We start from the raw sequence: 18,487 nt of genomic DNA on the forward strand, positions 1-18,487 counted from the left end.
GCCTTGGGCAGGCACGATTTCAAGCGTCTACTTTTTCTATATATTCGGTCAATGGGATGCATCCGAGGATCTCTCGTGTTTTTACTTTTTCAGGGCTTGCCCGGATCCTCCAGCACCGGTACAAAAACAATGTAGGCCTCATCGCCCTTTTTTATTGCCATGCTCAACACCTTGGGCTCGCCGGCTTCCTGGTATACAAACGGCCGCTCCATTCGATCGGGAAGCAAGGTCGTACCATCCGCCATTGGTAGCTGCTTTTTCTGGATCTCGTAGACGCTGGCCTTGCTCCAGTTGATTCCATCGGTGGATTGAATCATACCAATAAAATGGTGGGCGTGGAATACTCCGTAAAACCGCCTACGCCCGGCATCGTACCAGACCGACATGTCTTCCGTGTCCATATCGTCGATCACGGCTGTTGGCTGCATCTCAAAAGGACCCGTTGGAGAATCGGAAAGTGCCACCGCCTGGTTGCGGACAAACCCGGTATCGTTGGGTTTATCGCCTTTTACGATCAGGTAGTATCTCCCATCGTCCCCCTGGGCAATGGCCGGATTTACGGTCAACGTAGAAATGGGCCCGGACGGCTCCAGGAGTGGTTGATCCATGCGTGTCCAGGGCCCGTTGAGGGAGCTAGCCACGGCTACTCCGGTTCGTTGGTTGGGGCGAAGGTGCGCTTTCCAGTTGGGATGGCTGTATCCCACCCGGGCGGTTTCAATCAGTTCTTCCTCCGTGTAGGCGTTGTCACCGAGATTTGTGGAGATGTAGTACAGGTAATAGATGTCCCCGAATTTCTTGATTTTTGGGTTGTGCGCAGTGATGGCATCCCAGTGACCTTTTCCCCGGCTTTGCAGTACCGTTTCTTGGTATTCCCAGGGGCCGGAGGGGCTTTCTGCTACCGCATGGGCTATTTCCGAATGCGTCAGCCAGCTAAAAAACGTGTATTTTTTTGGCCATCGCGAATAAAACAAGTGATATTTTCCGTCCTCGCCCTTTACGATGGATGAGCACCAGTTGTAATAATCTGCGGATTTGAAGATGTTTTTCTCGGTTAATGGCTGTAGCCGGTCGTTGAAAACAAGGGGATCCGTTTCGGTTTGTGCGACAAGGCGCATCCCCATGAGAATACAAGCTGCCGCGCCCATGATAAATTGTTTCGTACTCATTTTTTTTCGGTTAAAACAGGACTTCATCGGGCCAGGGTACCGGTTTCCCGGTTGCTTTCAAAAAGGGTCGTTGGGCATTAACACTTCGTAAATAGCTGCCTAGTTGTTTGGCCATTTCGGTCGCTTTTTGCGGATATTTCTGAATCAGGTTATGCTGTTCGCCAATATCTCCCGGGATATTGAAAAGTTCGGCCTGCTGATCCTCGTAATAATAGATCAATTTCCAGTCCCCGCTGCGAATGGTACTACTGGCACCAATTCCCGGTCCGGTTGGGCCCCAGTTGTTGGGAAAATGCCAGAATAAACGCCGGGAGCTTGGTTTCGTTTCGGGGTTTGCCAGCAGCGGTACAAAGCTTTCTCCGTCCACGGTTTGAACGGTTTCGTAGTTGGTGATTCCAGCCATTTCAAGAAGGGTGGGAAAGAAATCTTCGATGATCACCAGCGCATCGTTTTTTGACGCGGGTTTTACTTTTTCGGGCCATTTCACCATCATCGGTACGCGAATGCCGCCCTCGTACGCCGAGCCCTTGCCGCTGTTTAGCGGGCGGTTGTGCGTATGGGGCTGGCCTGCTCGGGCGGAAACGCTCAAGCCGCCATTGTCTGACATAAATAGAACGATCGTGTTTTCTGTCAATCCGTTCTCCTCCAGGTAATCCATCAAATCCCCCAGACTCTTGTCCATGCCTTCCAGCATGGATGCGTACCTGGCTTCCGATTCGGGTAAGCCCCCATCGATGTATTTCTGATAAAAACGGGGGTCGGCATGCAGCGGGACATGCACCGCGTAATGAGACATGTACAGGTAAAACGGCTTGTTTGCCGCCAATGCCTTATCCATTGCTTTCCTGGCTTCGCGTGTGAGTGCCTCCGTCAAAAATAGCGAGTCGCCGTGGTAGGATTCCAGTCCGGGTACGCCCCAGGGTAGGGTATGACCGCCTTTTTCGCTATTGCCAAAATTCTCTGTACCAAGAAAACTACCCGGTCCTCCGGCCGCATGTCCGGCAATGTTTACATCGAATCCGCAGTTTTCGGGATTGGCCGCCGGGGTTTCCATAGCGCCAAAATGGGCCTTCCCACAATGAATGGTAAAATAGCCGTTGTCCTGCAGTATCTGGGGCAACAGGCTGGCTTGAACTGATCGCTCGATGCTGTCGACGGGCTGTAGGCCATTTACATTCCAGTCGGGAAAGCCGAGGATATCGTGCGGGGCATCGACGGATGCATTCCGACGCAAGGTCCAGTTCGTCACCCCATGGCGGGCGGCATTCATACCACTCATCAGACTCACCCGGGTAGGCGAGCATACCGATGCCGCATAGGCCTGGGTAAACAGCATCCCTTCCGCAGCCATGCGCTCCATTTCAGGCGTATGGTACCGCCTGTTGAATGCGGATTCCTCCGTCCAAAAAGGAACCGAAGTATCCTGCCAACCCATGTCATCGACCAGAAATAGGATAATGTTGGGCTGTTTCTCCGTTTCATCGGCTGCAATGCCCGTGCAGGATGCAAGGATGGAAAAAAGCACTGCGTGCACTACTTTCATGGTTTCGATTTTTTTCATTCAACGCGGTAAACGGAAAGGTTTTTTATGTGTGCTTCGCCTTTTGACGCAGCGATTGTAAGCCGTACTGCGCTTACTTCCAGATCCTCAAAGGTATGGATAAACTTGTGGCCGATAGCGGAACCCTCAAAAATAGGTTGCCAGCCGGTTGACGTTTTGCCTTCTAATTTAAACTCCCGAACCCTTTCGCCCAGGGCTATATCTTCCTGCAAAACGATGTGATTGATTTTTGATCTTTCTTTTAATGTAAGGGTTAGCTTTTTGCCTTTTCCAGAAGTTTCGGCCAAAGGATTGCTAAACCGTCTCGCTATTTCATCTCCCCATTCCTTCAAACGGATTACATCTGGCTGTGGCAGCAAGCCATCCGCGTTAGGTGTCAGCCCCATAATCAAGGTGGTATTGTGCCCGACACTTTTGTAGTACATGTCCATAAGGTTTTCCAGTGGATAGATATGTTGCTCATCATCCGGCTCCCAAAACCACTCGTGGCCTCCATTGTAGCCCCGCAAAGGGGCATCGCTCATAGCAGGCATGTAATGCTTCCCGTCTGGGTCCCCTTCCTTAAGTAGTTGAAAATTATTTTTAAGAACGACTTCCTGATTGGCAGCATGCGAGAAAGGAAAGGGAAATGTACCCCAACTCGGGTAGGGGACCGTTCCACTTTCACTTCCTCCCCAGCGAATGTCGGCGCGTTGGGTATTGTGGTAGAAAATGCCGTTGGGTTGGTTCTTTTCAAAAATGGAAAGCACGTCCGGTCCTCCTTTTTCGGGGCCATGTGCTCCTCCATCAAACCAAATGATGGCCAGTTCACCGTATTGGGAGGTCAACTCTTCGACCATTTCCTCACACATTTTATTGTAATAGGCCTGTCTGTTTTTTGCAAATTCATTATCCCCATTCACTTTAAAATCATGCACACCAAAAAAGGAATTCCAACGGATCCCGATGTAAATGCCTGGGGCAATACCGTATTTGCGACAGGAATTCACGAAGTCCCTGACGATATCCCCTTTGCCTTCCCTCCATTTGACTGCTTTCAATGAATAGGGATTAACATCGCTTTGGTAGAGCGCAAAGCCTGTTTCATGGGTGGCCGTTAAGATGGCAATCTTAAAGCCAGCATCTTTGGCGGCTTTGACCCATTGATCCGTATCCAGTTTCGTTGGATTAAAGATGTTGTAGTCGGGGATGGGGGTAATCCTGTTTTTTGCCTGGTTATAGGCTTTTCCATCAAAGACATGCAAATCGTAATGGAAGACGGCAGCCAATTCTGCATGTTGCCATTCTAATTGGGCATGCGTCGGAAGGGGGACGTCTGCCTGTCCCCAACTTTTTAATCCATAGATTAAAAAACACATTACCAGTATCGATCGCAATTTCATCAGTCTTTTTATTCTCATTTTTTTGCTCAATTTACGTCAAATCCTGCCAAAACAGCCCAATGGTCCGAGTGCCAGTCGGCGTTCAGCCTAACCTCTCTATTTCCGTCCGCACCGGATACCAACGCGGCCGATTTGCAATTCAGGCCTGATCGGCTAAAATACATCCGGTCAATCCGGTCCAAAACCTGATTGCCGTAATCTTGTCTTCCTGGTGTTTCCGCGGGATAGTGGGGCATCCAGGTATTTCCCGGCTTTGCCACCTCATCGGGATAAACCGTTCGGTAGGCATCCAAGTGGCCGATATCGGCGAGGGCTTTCGATCCGCTCCATTCAATGGCAAACCGCAAGGGGTTTTGGTAGGATTGGTTACCCACCGATCCATGCCCTGTTTGGAAAAGTGGCTGGTCCAATCGAGATGGGAGGTTTCATTAAAATCGCCCAAAAGGATGTTTTTTTCATTTGGACACCAACTCGAAACGGACCAGGTAACATTCGTGTTTGTTTGGGATCATGGATATGCCCCACTTTAATCCTTCCCCAACCACCACCGGATGGGTAAGATCAGGCCGAAAAGCGCCGGGGGCAACGGCGCGTTCGCTCACTTTGGTAGCCAGTTTATTGGACATAAAATCGATTCCATCGGGGGCGTATTCAAACGTTTCCGATAAGGAAGCAAAGGCGCCCACCCCGGTGCCCTGGGGCCATATTAGCACCTCATGGCTTCTTTCGAGGATTTCTTTTCCATATTTGGTGTAGGGGCCTTCCGGGTCTTGGGCATACGCCACACCCATCGCCGTATGTGCTGGTCCGCCTTGCCCGCCAAGTAAGGATCGGCCCTTGTAATACAGCCAGTACAAGCCGTTTCGGTAGAGGAGGGATGCGTCGTCTACCCGGTAACTGTCAAACTTCTCCGGTTCCACGCTTACTTTTAAAATGGGAGTCTGGTCCATCCTTTTGAAGGGTCCTTCCGGGGAATCAGCAACCGCGACACCGATGGCAGTAATATCACTGATGTTGTTGTTTTCGAATTCCCCGTTGGCATTTCCTGGCGTGGGCTTTACTCCGGTGTAGTAGAGATAGTACTTGCCGTTAGCAAATAGGATATTTGGGGTAAACACTGCCTGGGAATCCCATTGATCCGCTTCCCCTACATCCAGCATTTGCCCTACTTCGGTCCAGGAATAGCCCTCGTCTTCCGATTTGGCACACCAGACGCTGGCGCCCCAATACCCTGCGCCCCAATATTTTGGTTGGGCATCGGGGATTTTAGTGTAATACACGTAATAGGTTTGGCCGACTTTGATGACATCGCTGGGGTCCCGGCGCGTGACACCCGATTCGAACCCTATTCCATCGATCTCAGTAAATTGGTACTCAATGCTCTTGAAGTGGGCTTCGATGTCCTGGGCGAGGATGGGATGTAGGGAAAGGAAAAAAAGGAGTAGCGTGCCGCGGAAATAAATATTTACCATGGAGGTGTATGTGTTTGGGTTCATGATTTGTTTCTTTTTGTCTGCAGGATGCAAATCGGGATTTTGCCATTGGTTCGATGGCATTCGTTTTGGCGGATTCCATCGGCACGAATTGGCCGAATCAGTCATCCCAGGCAAAGGTTGCTATGACTGGATAGTGATCGGACAGCCGATCCGGTGTTCCGGTATTGATTACCCGGGCATCGGTACAGCGAAATTCGAAAAAGGGGCTGACCAGGATGTAATCGATGCGCTGCCGATAGCCGGCCCGTTCTTCCGGAGATAGGTCCTGCGTGATCAAGGGCGTAGGAAAGGAGGATTTTCGGTTTTCTTCCGTATGGATTTGGACCACGTCGATCAGGGGAAGGGATAAAAATCGGGACATGACGCTGTAGTCAAAGCTGCCGTTTCGAAGCGTTTGGAAAGCCTCCGCACCCTTTTCTTCGAATCGCTGTCGATCACCTTCCCGGTTGCGGCGGAGGGTTTCCGGATGGGCCAGGTCAAAACCGGCGTCAAAGGGTGAATGGGCATTGTAATCCCCGATAACCATGTATTTGTCCTGCCCGTTTTTGATAACCACGTTTTCGATATAGGTCGAAACGATCTCGGCTTCGGATCGCCGGAATTGCCAATCCTGGGGACTTAGGTGGACCACCAGAAAATCGATGCCGATGGTCTTGGCATGAAGCATCCCGTGCCAAAATCCGCCCAGCAAGCGGCCTTTGAGTTCCAAGGGTGTTTTTGAGGTGATGCCGATGGGGTACCCATCTTCTTTGAGCAGCAGGCTATAGGGATGTCCCCATTCCCGGGCGAGTCGGGCGAGCTTATCGGGGGTAAAGGCATTGAGTTCCTGAAATCCGATGACGTCTGCATCCTGTTCTTTTAGCCATTGAATCATGGCCTGTTCCCGTTCCTGGTCTTTCCCCCAGTCAAATCCATTCCAGATATTGTAGCTGATGACCTTGAGGGATTGGTTTTGGGCGGAGGTGTCATGCAGCAGCCCTACAAGCAGTGCGAGGAGTAGAAAAAAGCGATTCATGGTAAATGGGGGTTGGTGGGGTATCACGATTTATTTGAGGTATATTTTATACCAATTCGAACAAGATAAGGGCCTGTGCGATCGCTGGCTATACCAATGGCATGCGTTGGCAGCCCGGATGGCATCAATTTTTCCGGAAGCATGGTGGAAAAACTCATTCGTTTTCTCTGTTGGGTGCGGTTAGCCAGTCGGTCAAAAACTGCACCCCTTCCGCTACAATCGCCTCGTGGCCTCCCTCGTGCAGGACCAGGTCGATCTTTTCAGGGATATGCAGGCGTTGGTAGTGAATGGCTGCCTTTTCGTAGGCTTCCACGACCTGCGGCCAATGGGCGATATTATCGTTTTTTCCGTGCTGTATCATCAAGGGCCGGGGCAGGATCAGAGAAACGAGGTCCTCATCGGAAAATTCAGTCAGCCAACCGTTGAAAAACGCGTGTTCTTCCCTTGGTGAAAAGCTGGAATAGCGCGTATCCGGCACGGCCATCTTGTTTCGGCGTTCGTTGAACCAGGCCGACACCACACCGGCCTTGATCCGGGACTCCAGGGGCATCCAGAATAGCGTAGCCATTCCTCCCAGGGAGACGCCCCACATCCCGACGCGCGCTTCGTCCAGGCGCTGGTCCGCAAGTACGCCATCCAATAAATGCTGCACCCGAACCAATTCGATGCCGGGCAGGCTGGTACCCGCCAGTCGGGCATAGCGCTCCACGTTGTTGCGTCGCTCCACCGAGCGCAGGTTCATGGGTACCAGTACGGCAAACCCCGCATCGAGCAATCCCTTCGCGTATTCGTGGTAGGCCCCAGCGGTAAAAGGCGTTTCCGGCGTGCTGCCAATGCCGTGTTGCACGATGATCAGCGGTACCGGCTGCTGTTTGCTTGCCCCCTCCGGAAAGGCGAGTACCGCTTCCGCTGTCAGGATGCCCAGGGGAAGGGTCAGCCATTCGGCCTGTACTTGCCCCAGGGGGTAGGGTTTGGTTTCGAGCGGTCCGGTCTTGGAGAGTACCGGCGGGCTCAACACTTCTTCCCAGCGCCGGCGGTTGGGGCGGACGCTTCGTTCAAGGGCCGCAGGGCTGCTGTAATCCCGGTTCCACAGCTTGGCCGCACGGGCTTCGTACTCCTCTACAAGAAAATGGCGCAGGTAATTTTCCAGTTGCTGTTCGTAGGCATCCGTGCGGGCGGCTTCCACCTCCGGCGCGATCAGCTCCGTATCCTGCGCAATCGCTGCGAGAGAACCAATAAACAATGCCGATGCAAGAAGGCATAGCCCGGAATACCCTGTCTTTTTATTCATAATTTTAAGGTACGAATTTCCTTGTGTTAATCGAATATCGGGCCCAAAAAAAGATCAGGGAATGGGTGAAGCGGCAATAGTGCATGCGGAATGGGGGGCGGTGGGTTGATTTGGATATTCAAACCAATGTGATCGGAAGCATCGGTAATACGTCCTCCAGCGCAACAAACCATTCCACTGCTCCATTCTTGGACGATCCCAACCGCCCGAACGGCAACGAATCCACTTTATTGAGCCTAATAAAACCCTGTTTTACCCAGCGTTTAACCTCCATGCTGGCGAGCAGCTTTTCTGCCTGCCGGCGGCTCGGCGGGCTTACTGTTTTCGATACAGTTGGGGAGCCATTCCCTTCGCTCGTTTAAAGGCTCGTTCAAAGTGGGAAATATTTTGAAACCCGTTGTTTAGGGCCACTTCTGTAATCGAAAGAGAGGTATTTCGCAGGTCGATACTCGCCATGGAAATGCGAATTTGATTGATGTAATGCTTTGGCGTAATTTTCATGATGCATTTAAAGATTCGCGAGAAGTTGCGGACACTCATGTGGCACTTTTCTGCCAATGCATCGTTGTTGATTGGATTTCGAAAATTTTGGCGAATATGGTTCAGTGCGGGCAGAATAATGTTGATATCCTTGGAGGAGGTATTCATTTTATCCGCAAGGGTAACTGTAAAATTTTTCACCCGAAGCAATTTAACGACCAGAATGGCCAGCTGCGCAACAATGATGGACCGACTCCCAATGGATTGTTTTTCAAATTCCTCAAAAATCTCGAAAAACATCGCTTTGAATCCCGGCAAGTCGAAGTGTTTGAATACCAACAGCGAACTCAGGATGGTGGATACGTTGTCCTGATCTTCGGCAACCATGGGGATGATCAGGTCCGGATTAAAAAAAAGGTAACTCCATTCACTTTGCACGCCTTTATTGCTTACCTGCCAGTGGCTGACGCCTTTGGGAATCAGGCAAACATCGCCCGAAGAAAATGGGATAATTTTGGTTCCAATAATGCTTTTTCCGGCGCCTTTGTGACAATAGCCGATTTCAATGGAATTGTGGTAATGCAACCTTGACGTTTCCTCCGGATTGATCCAATTTCTGTAAATCTTTATGGATGAATTGTCGCCCAACCGATGGTCCTCAAGTTCAACTGAAAATTGAAAGCTGTCCTTTTTAGCATATTTATTGTCAGTTTTTGCATCCATACCTTTGATCAACGAACTGTATATTTGTCCTTGTAGCTGTTTGAAGCGTAGTTAATTTGACTAACAAATGATAAGTTACGCAAAATAATTAACGACTTTTATCAAAATAAGTTAAAATATAATGTGGAACAATCCCTTCGATCGACGTAAGTTTTTGGTAGCCATGGCAGGGTTGGGTTCTTTATTGACCAGCCCCTCTTGCAAATCGGAAGAAAAGGGGAAACCCATCTCCTACAGCGAAACACCCGATCCCATCTCGTTTGCACCGATCGAAAATGTTCGCATCGGTTTTGTCGGACTAGGGGTGCGGGGAAGCAATCATATCCGGAAACTATTGGATATCGCTGGATGCCAAATTGTTTGCGTTTGCGACATTGTGCCAGAGAAAGTAAAGCGAATCCAACAATCAGCGATTGACAAGGGTTTTCCCGAACCCAAGGGCTATTCGAGGGACGAGGTCGATTACAAGCGGATGTGCGAAAACGAGGATTTTGATTTATTGATCACGGCTACTCCCTGGGAGCTGCACGCACCTATCTGCATTGAAGGCATGAAAAACGGCAAGCACACGGCCACCGAGGTGCCGGGCTGTACCACCGTAGACGCTTGTTGGGAATTGGTAGAGGCCTCGGAAAAATACCGCAAACACTGCATTCTGTTGGAGAATTACTGTTATTTCCAGGAGATATTGGCCATTGATAACATGATTCGCAAGGGGTTATTTGGAAACCCGTTGCATGTCTATGCCGGCTACCAAAAAGAAGCCATGTACTACCAGGTGACCTCCAGTGGCGAACTTACCTTTTCGGGCGAAGGGCACAACAACTCCTACGGCAATGTGTACCCCACCCACCATGCAGGTCCTTCCGCGAAATGGATGGATATCAATCGAGGAGATAATTTTGACTACCTGGTTTCCATGGGTTGTGGAAATGTGGCGTTTAATCAGTATTCGAGGGAACGGTTTGGCCCGGACCACCCGCTATCAACCAGGAAATTCAACATGGCAGACATCAGCAATACCATGATCATGACCAAAGAGGGTCGGACGCTCCATTTAATACTTGATACCATCTTGCCGCGGCCGGGTAGGCACTATTTCAGGTTGCAGGCAGAACGGGGCATCTACGAAAACATCGAAAGACGCTTACACATACACAACCTAAGTCCTGGAAAGTACACCGGATTGGAAGAAAACCCCTATGCAAACAAACGAATGTGGGAAAGCCTTGACACCTACCTGGACGAACACGACCATCCGGTATGGAAAAAGTTCCACAAACCGGATTTGCGAGAAGCCGGTCACGCGGGAGCCGATTTCGTCATCATGCGTAAACTGGTCAACGGGTTCAACCTGGGGGCCTACCCCGATATTGACGTGTACGACCTAGCGGCCTGGAGTTGCTTGGTAGAACTCACGGAAAAATCGGCCAGGAACGGGAGTCAACCGGTTAAAATACCGGACTTCACCCGAGGAAAATGGAAAACGAGAAAGCCATTGCCGATTGTTATATAGTTTCTTACGATGACCCGGTTAACCGCTTTCTGTATATACGTTGTTTTGACGGTACTCTTGTTTTCTTGCGAAGATTATCCCGGAAAAAACGAGAACAACCTTTTTGAAGTCTCATTTCAGGTGGATCCGGAAATTTATGGCCTGACGGATTGGGCAGAGCCGCCTCAGTTTGCGCTTTGGCTTGAAAATCGTACAACTCGGGAGATCAAAACCATTTTTGTGACCCACCGGACAGCCAAAGACGACTGGGAAGGAAAGGCATCCTGCCCGGTAGCCTTGCCCTTTTGGGTGAGTAAATTCAAGCAGGAATATACCAGGGAACGGGGGCCGTCATTTATGCACCCGGTGCCGGATGCCTACACCGGGGCCACTCCGAAAAGCGACTTCAACCAGAAATTTGGTATATCCGATGGCGACTGGCATTGTTACCTCGAAGTAAACGTGTCCGGCGATTACAATGACCTGTACAAACGCTACTTCCCAGAGGAATGGGTACACGATTATGGGAACGGACAACCGTCCATTGTTTACCGAAGCAAGGACATCGTCTCGAACGAGGTAACGCGGCCCTTTGTGGTGATCGGCCAAACACGTCAGGTTCAGGCAACGGGACCCCTGTTGGATACGGTAAGGATCACCTCCGCCCATAATTTGCTTAAAAATCTCGTGCTAAAAAAGATGTAATTTTGTGGATGACGTTGGGACAAATTTCAGTATCGGTTTTCTAGATTATTTCATCTTTTGCGGATATTTCATTGTCCTTTCTTTTATCGGCTACTTTTCCGGCCGGGCAAAAAAAGACAACTCCGAAGAGTATTTCCTGGCGGGCAGATCCCTGCCATGGTACGTGGTCGGAACCTCCTTTATCGCCTCTAACATTAGCAGCGAACACTTTATTGGCATGATTGCAGTTGCCCTTATCTATGGTATTTGCGGGGGCATCGCGGAATGGGGCACCGTGTTTACTTACGCGTTTATCATCTGGTTTTTTATTCCGTTTTTGCTGGCTTCCAAAACGTTCACCATTCCGGAATTTTTGGAGAAACGTTTCAACTCCTCCATGCGCTCGATTTTTGCCACGGTCACAATCGTGGTCAATATCACCGCCTTTCTAGCATCGGTACTCTACGGTGGAGGTGTCATTCTTTCCCAGCTTTTTGACTGGGATTTGTGGGTATCCATCATCGTTATCGGTACGTTTTCGGGGATATGGTCGGTGTATGGAGGGCTACGTTCCGTGGCCTGGACGGATTTTTTTACGGTAATCGTTATGGTGGCCGGTGGGTTATTGGTGACGATTTTTGGCTTGTTGCACCTTTCGGGCGATAGCCAATCCATTGCGGAAGGGTTTTCGATCATGCTGGATAGAAATCAGGCCACAACCGGTGTTTGGAAGCAGGCGGTGGACCACAATATAGGGGTATTTACGCAAGAAAATCACTACAACCGATTGTCGGTGTTGCAGCCCATTACCCATCAGGTGAGCCCGTGGCTGGGATCCATTTTTGGATTCCTTGGCGTGGGAATCTGGTATTTTGTACTTAACCAGTTTATGATCCAACGCGTGTTGGGAGCGAAAAACACCTACCATGCAAAGATGGGGATTATTCTTGCGGGGTACTTGAAGGCGGTTTTACCGGTCATTGTGGTGATACCGGGCCTGATCCTTTTTGCGCTGAACCCAGAAATTCTGCTACTTCCGGAGGAGCAAATGCGACTGGAAGCCGACAAAGGCTACATCTATTTGATAGAATTATTGATCCCCATTGGGTTAAAGGGATTGTTGATTGCTGCCCTTTTTGGAGCCATTCAAAGTACAGTAAATTCGGTGGTAAACTCAACGGCAACGGTCTTCACCCTCGATATATGGCAACGGTACATCATGCCCGACTTACGCCAAAAACAACTTGTGAAAATTGGGATGTGTGTGTCTGTCGTGATTCTGGTCATTGCGATGGTGATGGGTCGATACATTGCATTTTTTGGGGATGGGCTTTTTATCTATATCGCGACGATGTATGCTTTTTTCGCGCCACCCTTCGCGGCGGTTTTTTTGTTGGGATTGTTTTCAAAGCGCATCAACGGCACTGCCGCACTATTGACGATAGCCATAGGTTTTGTTACTGGAATCGGGATGAAAGTAGCCGTAAGCATGTTTCCCGCTACCTTGGCCTGGTTGAGTCCCTATAACAACCAAGGCTTTATTAACTGGTCTATTTGCTTTGTTTGTTGTTGGAGCCTGAGCGGGTTTACCCCGCGATCCCCGGCGGATAAACTATCGGCGGATCTGGTGATTAACTGGGGTAAGCTCGATTTCTTCGCGGAATCGGGAGAAAAATGGTACACTCACGTATTTTTCTGGTGGGTGTTGTTTCTATGCATCATTCTTGGAATATTTTTCTATTTCTCAGACGCAACCTTCTAATCAAGTATATGAAAAACAAGTTTTCTTAATTCTGTTCATTATGGCATCTCCTACAGCAGTAAACGATCTTCAAATTGAAGCGAAATTTGTTTCAGCCGTATATTTAAACCCCGACTTGAAGGGGTATTTGGCAGAAAAAATCAAGATCAATCTTGAGAAGCGGTTGTTGTGCGTGGATACCGATACTCTTCTTGAGCCATTTCGCAATCGTCCGGGCAAGCAGGAGTGGGTAGGAGAGCATGCCGGAAAATTTCTTCATGCGGCCGCATTGACCTACGGGGTTACCAAAAACGAGGCACTAAAAATGCGCATGGACCGGGTGGTAGCTGCGCTGATCGCTTGCCAGGAAAAGGATGGATACCTGGGGACCTATCTTCCAGCCAATCGCTGGGAATCCTGGGATGTATGGACACACAAATACACGATGATTGGGCTGCTGGCCTACCATGAAGTGGAACGTGATGAGGGATCGTTGCTTGCCTGCAAAAAAATGGGCGATTTGGTAGTATCCGTATTCGGTAATGGGCCCGACAAAAAGGATATTGGTGCTTCGGGAACACATATAGGCATGGCTCCCACAAGTATTTTGGAGCCAATGGTGCGCTTGTACTGCATCACGCATGAGCAGGCCTACCTTGATTTTTGTCTGTATTTGGTGGGCAGTTGGGAGCAGGAAAACGGCGCAAAAATTATCTCATCGCTAGTCGATCACGGGGACGTTTACCGGACGGCAAATAACAAAGCCTACGAAATGCTTTCCTGCCTGGTAGGTTTGGCCGATTTGTACAAAGTTACCCGAAATGAAACTTACCTGAAGGCCTGCAACAATGCCTGGAAGGACATTGCTTCGAAAAAAACGTATATTATCGGAACATCCAGTTTTGGCGAGCATTTTACGCCTTCCGGTCACTTACCAGCGAAGGGTGAATATTGGAATACAAAATATGTCGGCCCGGGGGAGGGCTGTGTTACTGTCACCTGGATTCAGTTTTGCCAGCGGATGATTCAGCTAACCGGGAAATACAAAATTGTAGCTGAATTGGAAATAGCCATCTACAACGCCTTGTTAGCGGCACAAAACCCGCAGGATGGCAAGGTCTGCTATTTTCTACCCTTGGAGGGCGGGAGAAAAAGGTACGGCGAAGTAACCCATGGGTTATTACCTGATATTTGTTGCTGTTCGTCCAGTATCCCCCGAGGGATTGCGCTGATTCCAGAGTTGAGTGCCGGAACCCTGAACGGCATTCCCACCTTTTTGCTCTACAATGGGGGAAGGTTCGTTTTTCAGGTAAAAAATGAGCAACTCGAACTGGAGGTCCAAACCGACTATCCCGTAGTCGGAAGCGTAGCGATTACCATTCTTTCCCAGACTCCCATCAAGATTCCCATTCAATTAGCAATTCCAAAATGGGCCCTCGACGCTGTTGCTACCGTCGGAAACCGGAGGTATACCGGAAATGCGGGCGAATTTCTGAAACTTAAAAACACCTGGAAATACGGCGATACGGTTTTGTTGGACATGAAGATGCCCCTTGAAATTGTTTCCGATAGAAACGCACCGAATCCAAAATTCGCCTTTAAGCGGGGCCCTCAAATTTTGGCGCTGGACGAGAATATAAGCGATGCTTCCGGTATGCCGGCCTCCGGATGGGTTGGAAACGACGAATACCTGGTAGAGGCCATCGTCAACGGAACGCACAAAAAGTTGCACCTGGTTCCCTTTGCGGAGGCGGGGCAGACGATGGCCCGCTATAACCTGCTCTTTGATAGCATTATCCTGATTTCTGAGAGGAAAGTCAAAAGCCTGGAAATTTACCGGAAGCAATTGGAGCTGCTTCGAAAGGAATTTCCCGTCAGTCACCTGCCTGACATTGATTTCTTTCAGTTTGGCATGGGGAATCGCCTGAAGCTTATCTATAAAAACGGAAAACTTTTTGACACCTTCAGCGGCGACGTTGTATTTGAATGGCAGGTAAAAAGCGAAACCATTGTCCCAAACGCGTACAAAGTTTTTATCGAAACCATCACCGATAATCCTGTTTTGATCTATGAAAATGAGAGCGGTGTGTTTGTTTGCCAGGGCGGAAAGGTGGAGTTGATTGCGGGTACCTCGGCTCCGATCAATCTGCCCGATTTTGACGGACATAGGTTTAGCGAGGTGTTAAAAGTATTGAATCATGAGATTCTGATAAATATTGTGGATAGCAAACCGGTGCCCAACCTGATCATTTATGGAAAACCCTGGCGAAGAGACGCGGCGCTGATGGCCATGTGCTTAAAGGAAACCGAAAACCTCCCGATTATTTCGGACTGGGTGATGAGCATTCGCGAACCCTATGATTTCAACAACGGAGGAGAACCCGAGGCGGATAATCTTGGGCAAACGCTGTATTTAATTTCCCTTTTTGCCGACAAATCACACCCAGCTGTCGCCAGTGTATTGGCAGAATTGCCGAAATACGAGGTGCACGAAAACGGCATTACCTACATCAAAGGGATGTCTGATTTCCATGAAGCCCCGGTGTATCAAACCAAGTGGCTAAAGTTTGGGCTGAAAGTGATGGGACTGGAAGATAAATACACCATACCGGATATTCAGGACAACTACGCCACGCTTTTTTGGTGGGATTACAAAGACGCCCATTTTGGTGAAACGATTGATGCCTACGAAGAATACAATTCGACAAACAAGCATTTTTACCCGTACATAGGCTGGGCAGCTAACCACTTTCACGGAAAGAAAAGCGGATTGGTCAGCAACCGCGATTACCCGCTGAGCTGGGAGCAGGCAGCGAGTCAGGCAAACTACGAGGCCTTGGAAGGTTTTGACGGGGAATATGCCAAACTAAAATTGGGCGCACCGCATACCTGGCATGCGGGCGAAATGTTTCTCTACCTGCTGTTTAATTACTGAAACCAATTTGTCGGCTACAGCTTTCTTTGGTCCAGTAGGGTCCAGGGCTACTTGAACGTCACCTGCACGGCAGTTCGCTGATTGCTATTCGTTGTGAGCAATGAAATAAACAAGTAATTACCGGTAACCTGAAAAGTTGATTGGGCCGTATCGGAGACAATATTGGCGACGTTTAGGTCTAATGCTTCCGGCAAATGGATGGCTACCTTCATGGGCTCTCCCGGTACCAGGTCTGCAGTGAATGCATGGCTTTTTTCCTGACCGTTCCAGGATTCGTTTGCCAGTTCGAACATCCCGCACATTACATGGCGATTGGTTCCGATGATTTGAGGCTGTTCTTTGAGTTCCTTTACCGCGTATACCAAGGCTTCACTTTCATCAAGGGTCAGTCGCAGGGTGGCATCTCCGGGGTATATTCCCAGAGGTTTTTCGTTCCAGAAATCGTAGACAAGGTAGCGTTTGTTTGGATCGAAGCCGAGTGAACCGGTGCTAATTTGATCGCCAGAGAGGGGGACCGCAATGGTTTTCGGGCTGTTGCCATTATTTACCAGCAGCACTTGCTTCCATTCGCTGCTCACATCGTACACATACACTTCCGGATGGATTTTACCCAGTAAAAAGTCGACGGGACGAAACGCTTGCCCGTTTGGCAGTACCGGATACACCCGGGTTAGGTCGGAAAACATCTCATCCGTCATTGAGCCAATGCTGGTTCCCAGTTCAATCCTTCCGGACAGTAAGCCGATCAAGGTTAAAAAGGTTCTTCTGTTTTTCTTGCTCAATGGCTGCCCATTAGTATAAAAACTTTTTCCGTCGGGATAATACCTCATGGCTACCCCTTGCTTGTACCACCTGAGTCCGATTCGTGAGGCCATCTCCGGTTCAAAATGGCTGGCATCGCTCCAGACACGTTGCAAATCCACCGTACCAATGGTGCAATCAAGCCGTGGCACGTTTTCGTGAACGCTGTTACCGATGATTCGCTCGTGAATGTAGGCATCGCTTCCCATGCCTTCACGGCATAGTTCAAAAACCTTTTTGTAGGCCGATGTGGTGGTGTACGTGTTGTCATCAAACCCTCCATGCCAGGCCCAGGCCGTTTCCGGGTAATCAAATTTGATGCCCACCACTCCATCGTTTCGTAGCCGGGGCCACATTTTCAGCAGGTAGGCTTGAAAGTCACTATTCGTGTAGTCAAATCGTACCAGCGGTTTTTGGTGGGGGTGGTCTACATGGAGTAAGGAGATGTCGTCATGGAGCATCCATCCCGGATGGGCACCCGCAAAGTCGTTGCTCGGCATGGAACCTTGAAAATAGGTGAAGACCTGACCACCCTTTTTGTTTATTTCGGCAGAAAATTTGGAAAAGGACTCGTAAGGGGCAAGCAGGGAACCGTATTTGGCCCAATGCGCATCGTCCCACCAGCCTTGTTGGGTGTCACCCTGGTCATGGTAGCAGTAATAATCCGGTTCCAGCCGGACAGCTAACGAAGCAAAGTTGTTCAAGCCCCGTTTCCTGGCTAACTCCATCTGTTCAACCAAACCGGTGGAATTGTTTATCGGTTTGCCTTCACCAAGATGCTGTGTCGAGACCATCCATCCGCAGAGGGTAGGAAAGTTATAGACATTTGGGTTTGCATCATTGGCGAGCGCTAATTGCCTGCCATACCGTTCCAGGGACTCGAAAGGGTCTACCGTTGTAAAATCAAGGTATACGTTGTCGGTAGATTTCCATTCCGTATTGGGAGGGATCCGTTTTCCCTGGGGATCAGCGACCGTTACAGTAAGGTAGGGTCGATTTTCGGGCTTCCCTTTTACGGATTTATCCGTTCCTATCGGCTCCGCATTGCCTATGGCGATCTTTCGGTAAAACTCCCGATACCTCAATCCACCAACAACCAGTGTTTTTCTTGCGTTGGGAGATGCCCTGGTATAGGTAAGCATCACGCTATTCAGGGCATTGATCTCCCAGGTGTCTTCTACAAAATTTGGCTCCGCACCCGCACCCCCTCGGAGTACTTTGGGATGGTAAATTTCTTTGCCGTCAAACAATTCCCCCTGGAACAACAGATCGGCCTCTCTCACGCGAATTTCATAAGGAAATTGATTTTTTACCCCCCAACCAAGTATCAGGTTTGGCGCTCCGTTTGGAAGTTCTAGATCCAAAAACCGGACCGGGTCGTACCCGGCCTCCGGCATGTACCAAATCCGAAGCTGCTTGCCTGTAGACGTGTGGATTTCTTCCGCTTTGATCAGTTGCCTGGGGATTGCCCACGTTTTTAGTCCCCGATCCAGTAAAAACGTCGCGTCTTTAAACAGGACCGTGCCATCCAGTTTGTCGATACCGGAATAGGCTCCGGTATTCAAATCAACGTCAATTTTTAGGACGTCGTTTTCCAGGCTTGCAAAGCTGTCCGAAATGGAAACGGATTGGGCGTGTACCTGAAATGCGGCCGAAAGCGCAGCATAAAAGACAATGGTTTTTCGCATGATTGACTACTTAAGGGATGGATTCGTGT

Annotated in this window: 13 protein-coding genes; 4 read left to right on the forward strand and 9 right to left on the reverse strand. The window is 49.5% G+C overall.

Going from position 1 to position 18,487, the window contains the following annotated elements; translation table 11 throughout:
• Positions 1–89: 89 nt before the first annotated feature.
• The 8 genes from BMW71_RS21980 to BMW71_RS22015 all read right to left on the reverse strand — a co-directional run bounded on the left by BMW71_RS21980 (position 90) and on the right by BMW71_RS22015 (position 9,114).
• Positions 90–1,166: a glycoside hydrolase family protein gene (locus BMW71_RS21980; protein ID WP_143057730.1), complete on the reverse strand. Its 1,077-nt coding sequence runs from the start codon at positions 1,164–1,166 to the stop codon at positions 90–92.
• Between the two features lie 10 nt (positions 1,167–1,176).
• Positions 1,177–2,727, reverse strand: a complete 1,551-nt coding sequence (locus BMW71_RS21985; RefSeq protein WP_218145621.1) for a sulfatase — start codon at positions 2,725–2,727, stop codon at positions 1,177–1,179.
• Entirely contained in the window at positions 2,724–4,127 is a 1,404-nt protein-coding gene (locus tag BMW71_RS21990; protein WP_244891278.1) for an alpha-L-fucosidase, read from the reverse strand. The genes BMW71_RS21985 and BMW71_RS21990 overlap by 4 nt, the downstream gene beginning before the upstream one ends.
• Positions 4,128–4,135: 8 nt before the next feature.
• On the reverse strand, positions 4,136–4,519 hold the full coding sequence (locus BMW71_RS21995; protein WP_092178687.1) for an exonuclease/endonuclease/phosphatase family protein: 384 nt from the start codon (positions 4,517–4,519) through the stop codon (positions 4,136–4,138).
• A gap of 45 nt (positions 4,520–4,564) precedes the next feature.
• Positions 4,565–5,605, reverse strand: a complete 1,041-nt coding sequence (locus tag BMW71_RS22000; RefSeq protein ID WP_177179736.1) for a family 43 glycosylhydrolase — start codon at positions 5,603–5,605, stop codon at positions 4,565–4,567.
• A gap of 97 nt (positions 5,606–5,702) precedes the next feature.
• The gene (locus BMW71_RS22005) at positions 5,703–6,620 is read right to left on the reverse strand and encodes an endonuclease/exonuclease/phosphatase family protein (RefSeq protein WP_092178689.1); all 918 of its coding nucleotides are present in this window, start codon (positions 6,618–6,620) and stop codon (positions 5,703–5,705) included.
• Positions 6,621–6,774: 154 nt separating this feature from the next.
• On the reverse strand, positions 6,775–7,911 hold the full coding sequence (locus BMW71_RS22010) for an alpha/beta hydrolase family protein (protein WP_092178690.1): 1,137 nt from the start codon (positions 7,909–7,911) through the stop codon (positions 6,775–6,777).
• A gap of 315 nt (positions 7,912–8,226) precedes the next feature.
• On the reverse strand, positions 8,227–9,114 hold the full coding sequence (locus BMW71_RS22015; RefSeq protein ID WP_092178691.1) for an AraC family transcriptional regulator: 888 nt from the start codon (positions 9,112–9,114) through the stop codon (positions 8,227–8,229).
• Positions 9,115–9,235: 121 nt separating this feature from the next.
• On the opposite strand from BMW71_RS22015, the gene BMW71_RS22020 reads away from it, so the two are divergent.
• The 4 genes from BMW71_RS22020 to BMW71_RS22035 are packed head-to-tail and all read left to right on the forward strand — an operon-like array spanning position 9,236 to position 15,969.
• Complete coding sequence (locus BMW71_RS22020) at positions 9,236–10,630, forward strand: Gfo/Idh/MocA family protein (RefSeq protein ID WP_092178692.1); 1,395 nt, start codon at positions 9,236–9,238, stop codon at positions 10,628–10,630.
• A gap of 45 nt (positions 10,631–10,675) precedes the next feature.
• Complete coding sequence (locus BMW71_RS22025) at positions 10,676–11,314, forward strand: hypothetical protein (protein ID WP_143057731.1); 639 nt, start codon at positions 10,676–10,678, stop codon at positions 11,312–11,314.
• Between the two features lie 4 nt (positions 11,315–11,318).
• A complete protein-coding gene (locus BMW71_RS22030) occupies positions 11,319–13,055 on the forward strand; it encodes an SLC5 family protein (RefSeq protein WP_092178694.1) in 1,737 nt (578 codons plus the stop codon).
• A gap of 40 nt (positions 13,056–13,095) precedes the next feature.
• Complete coding sequence (locus tag BMW71_RS22035) at positions 13,096–15,969, forward strand: beta-L-arabinofuranosidase domain-containing protein (RefSeq protein ID WP_092178695.1); 2,874 nt, start codon at positions 13,096–13,098, stop codon at positions 15,967–15,969.
• A gap of 47 nt (positions 15,970–16,016) precedes the next feature.
• Here the strand turns inward: BMW71_RS22035 and BMW71_RS22040 are convergent, their stop codons facing one another.
• Complete coding sequence (locus BMW71_RS22040; protein ID WP_092178696.1) at positions 16,017–18,458, reverse strand: alpha-amylase family protein; 2,442 nt, start codon at positions 18,456–18,458, stop codon at positions 16,017–16,019.
• Between the last annotated feature and the right edge of the window lie 29 nt (positions 18,459–18,487).

The sequence above is a fragment of the Cyclobacterium xiamenense genome, assembly GCF_900109255.1.
GTDB classification, from domain to species: Bacteria; Bacteroidota; Bacteroidia; order Cytophagales; family Cyclobacteriaceae; genus Cyclobacterium; species Cyclobacterium xiamenense.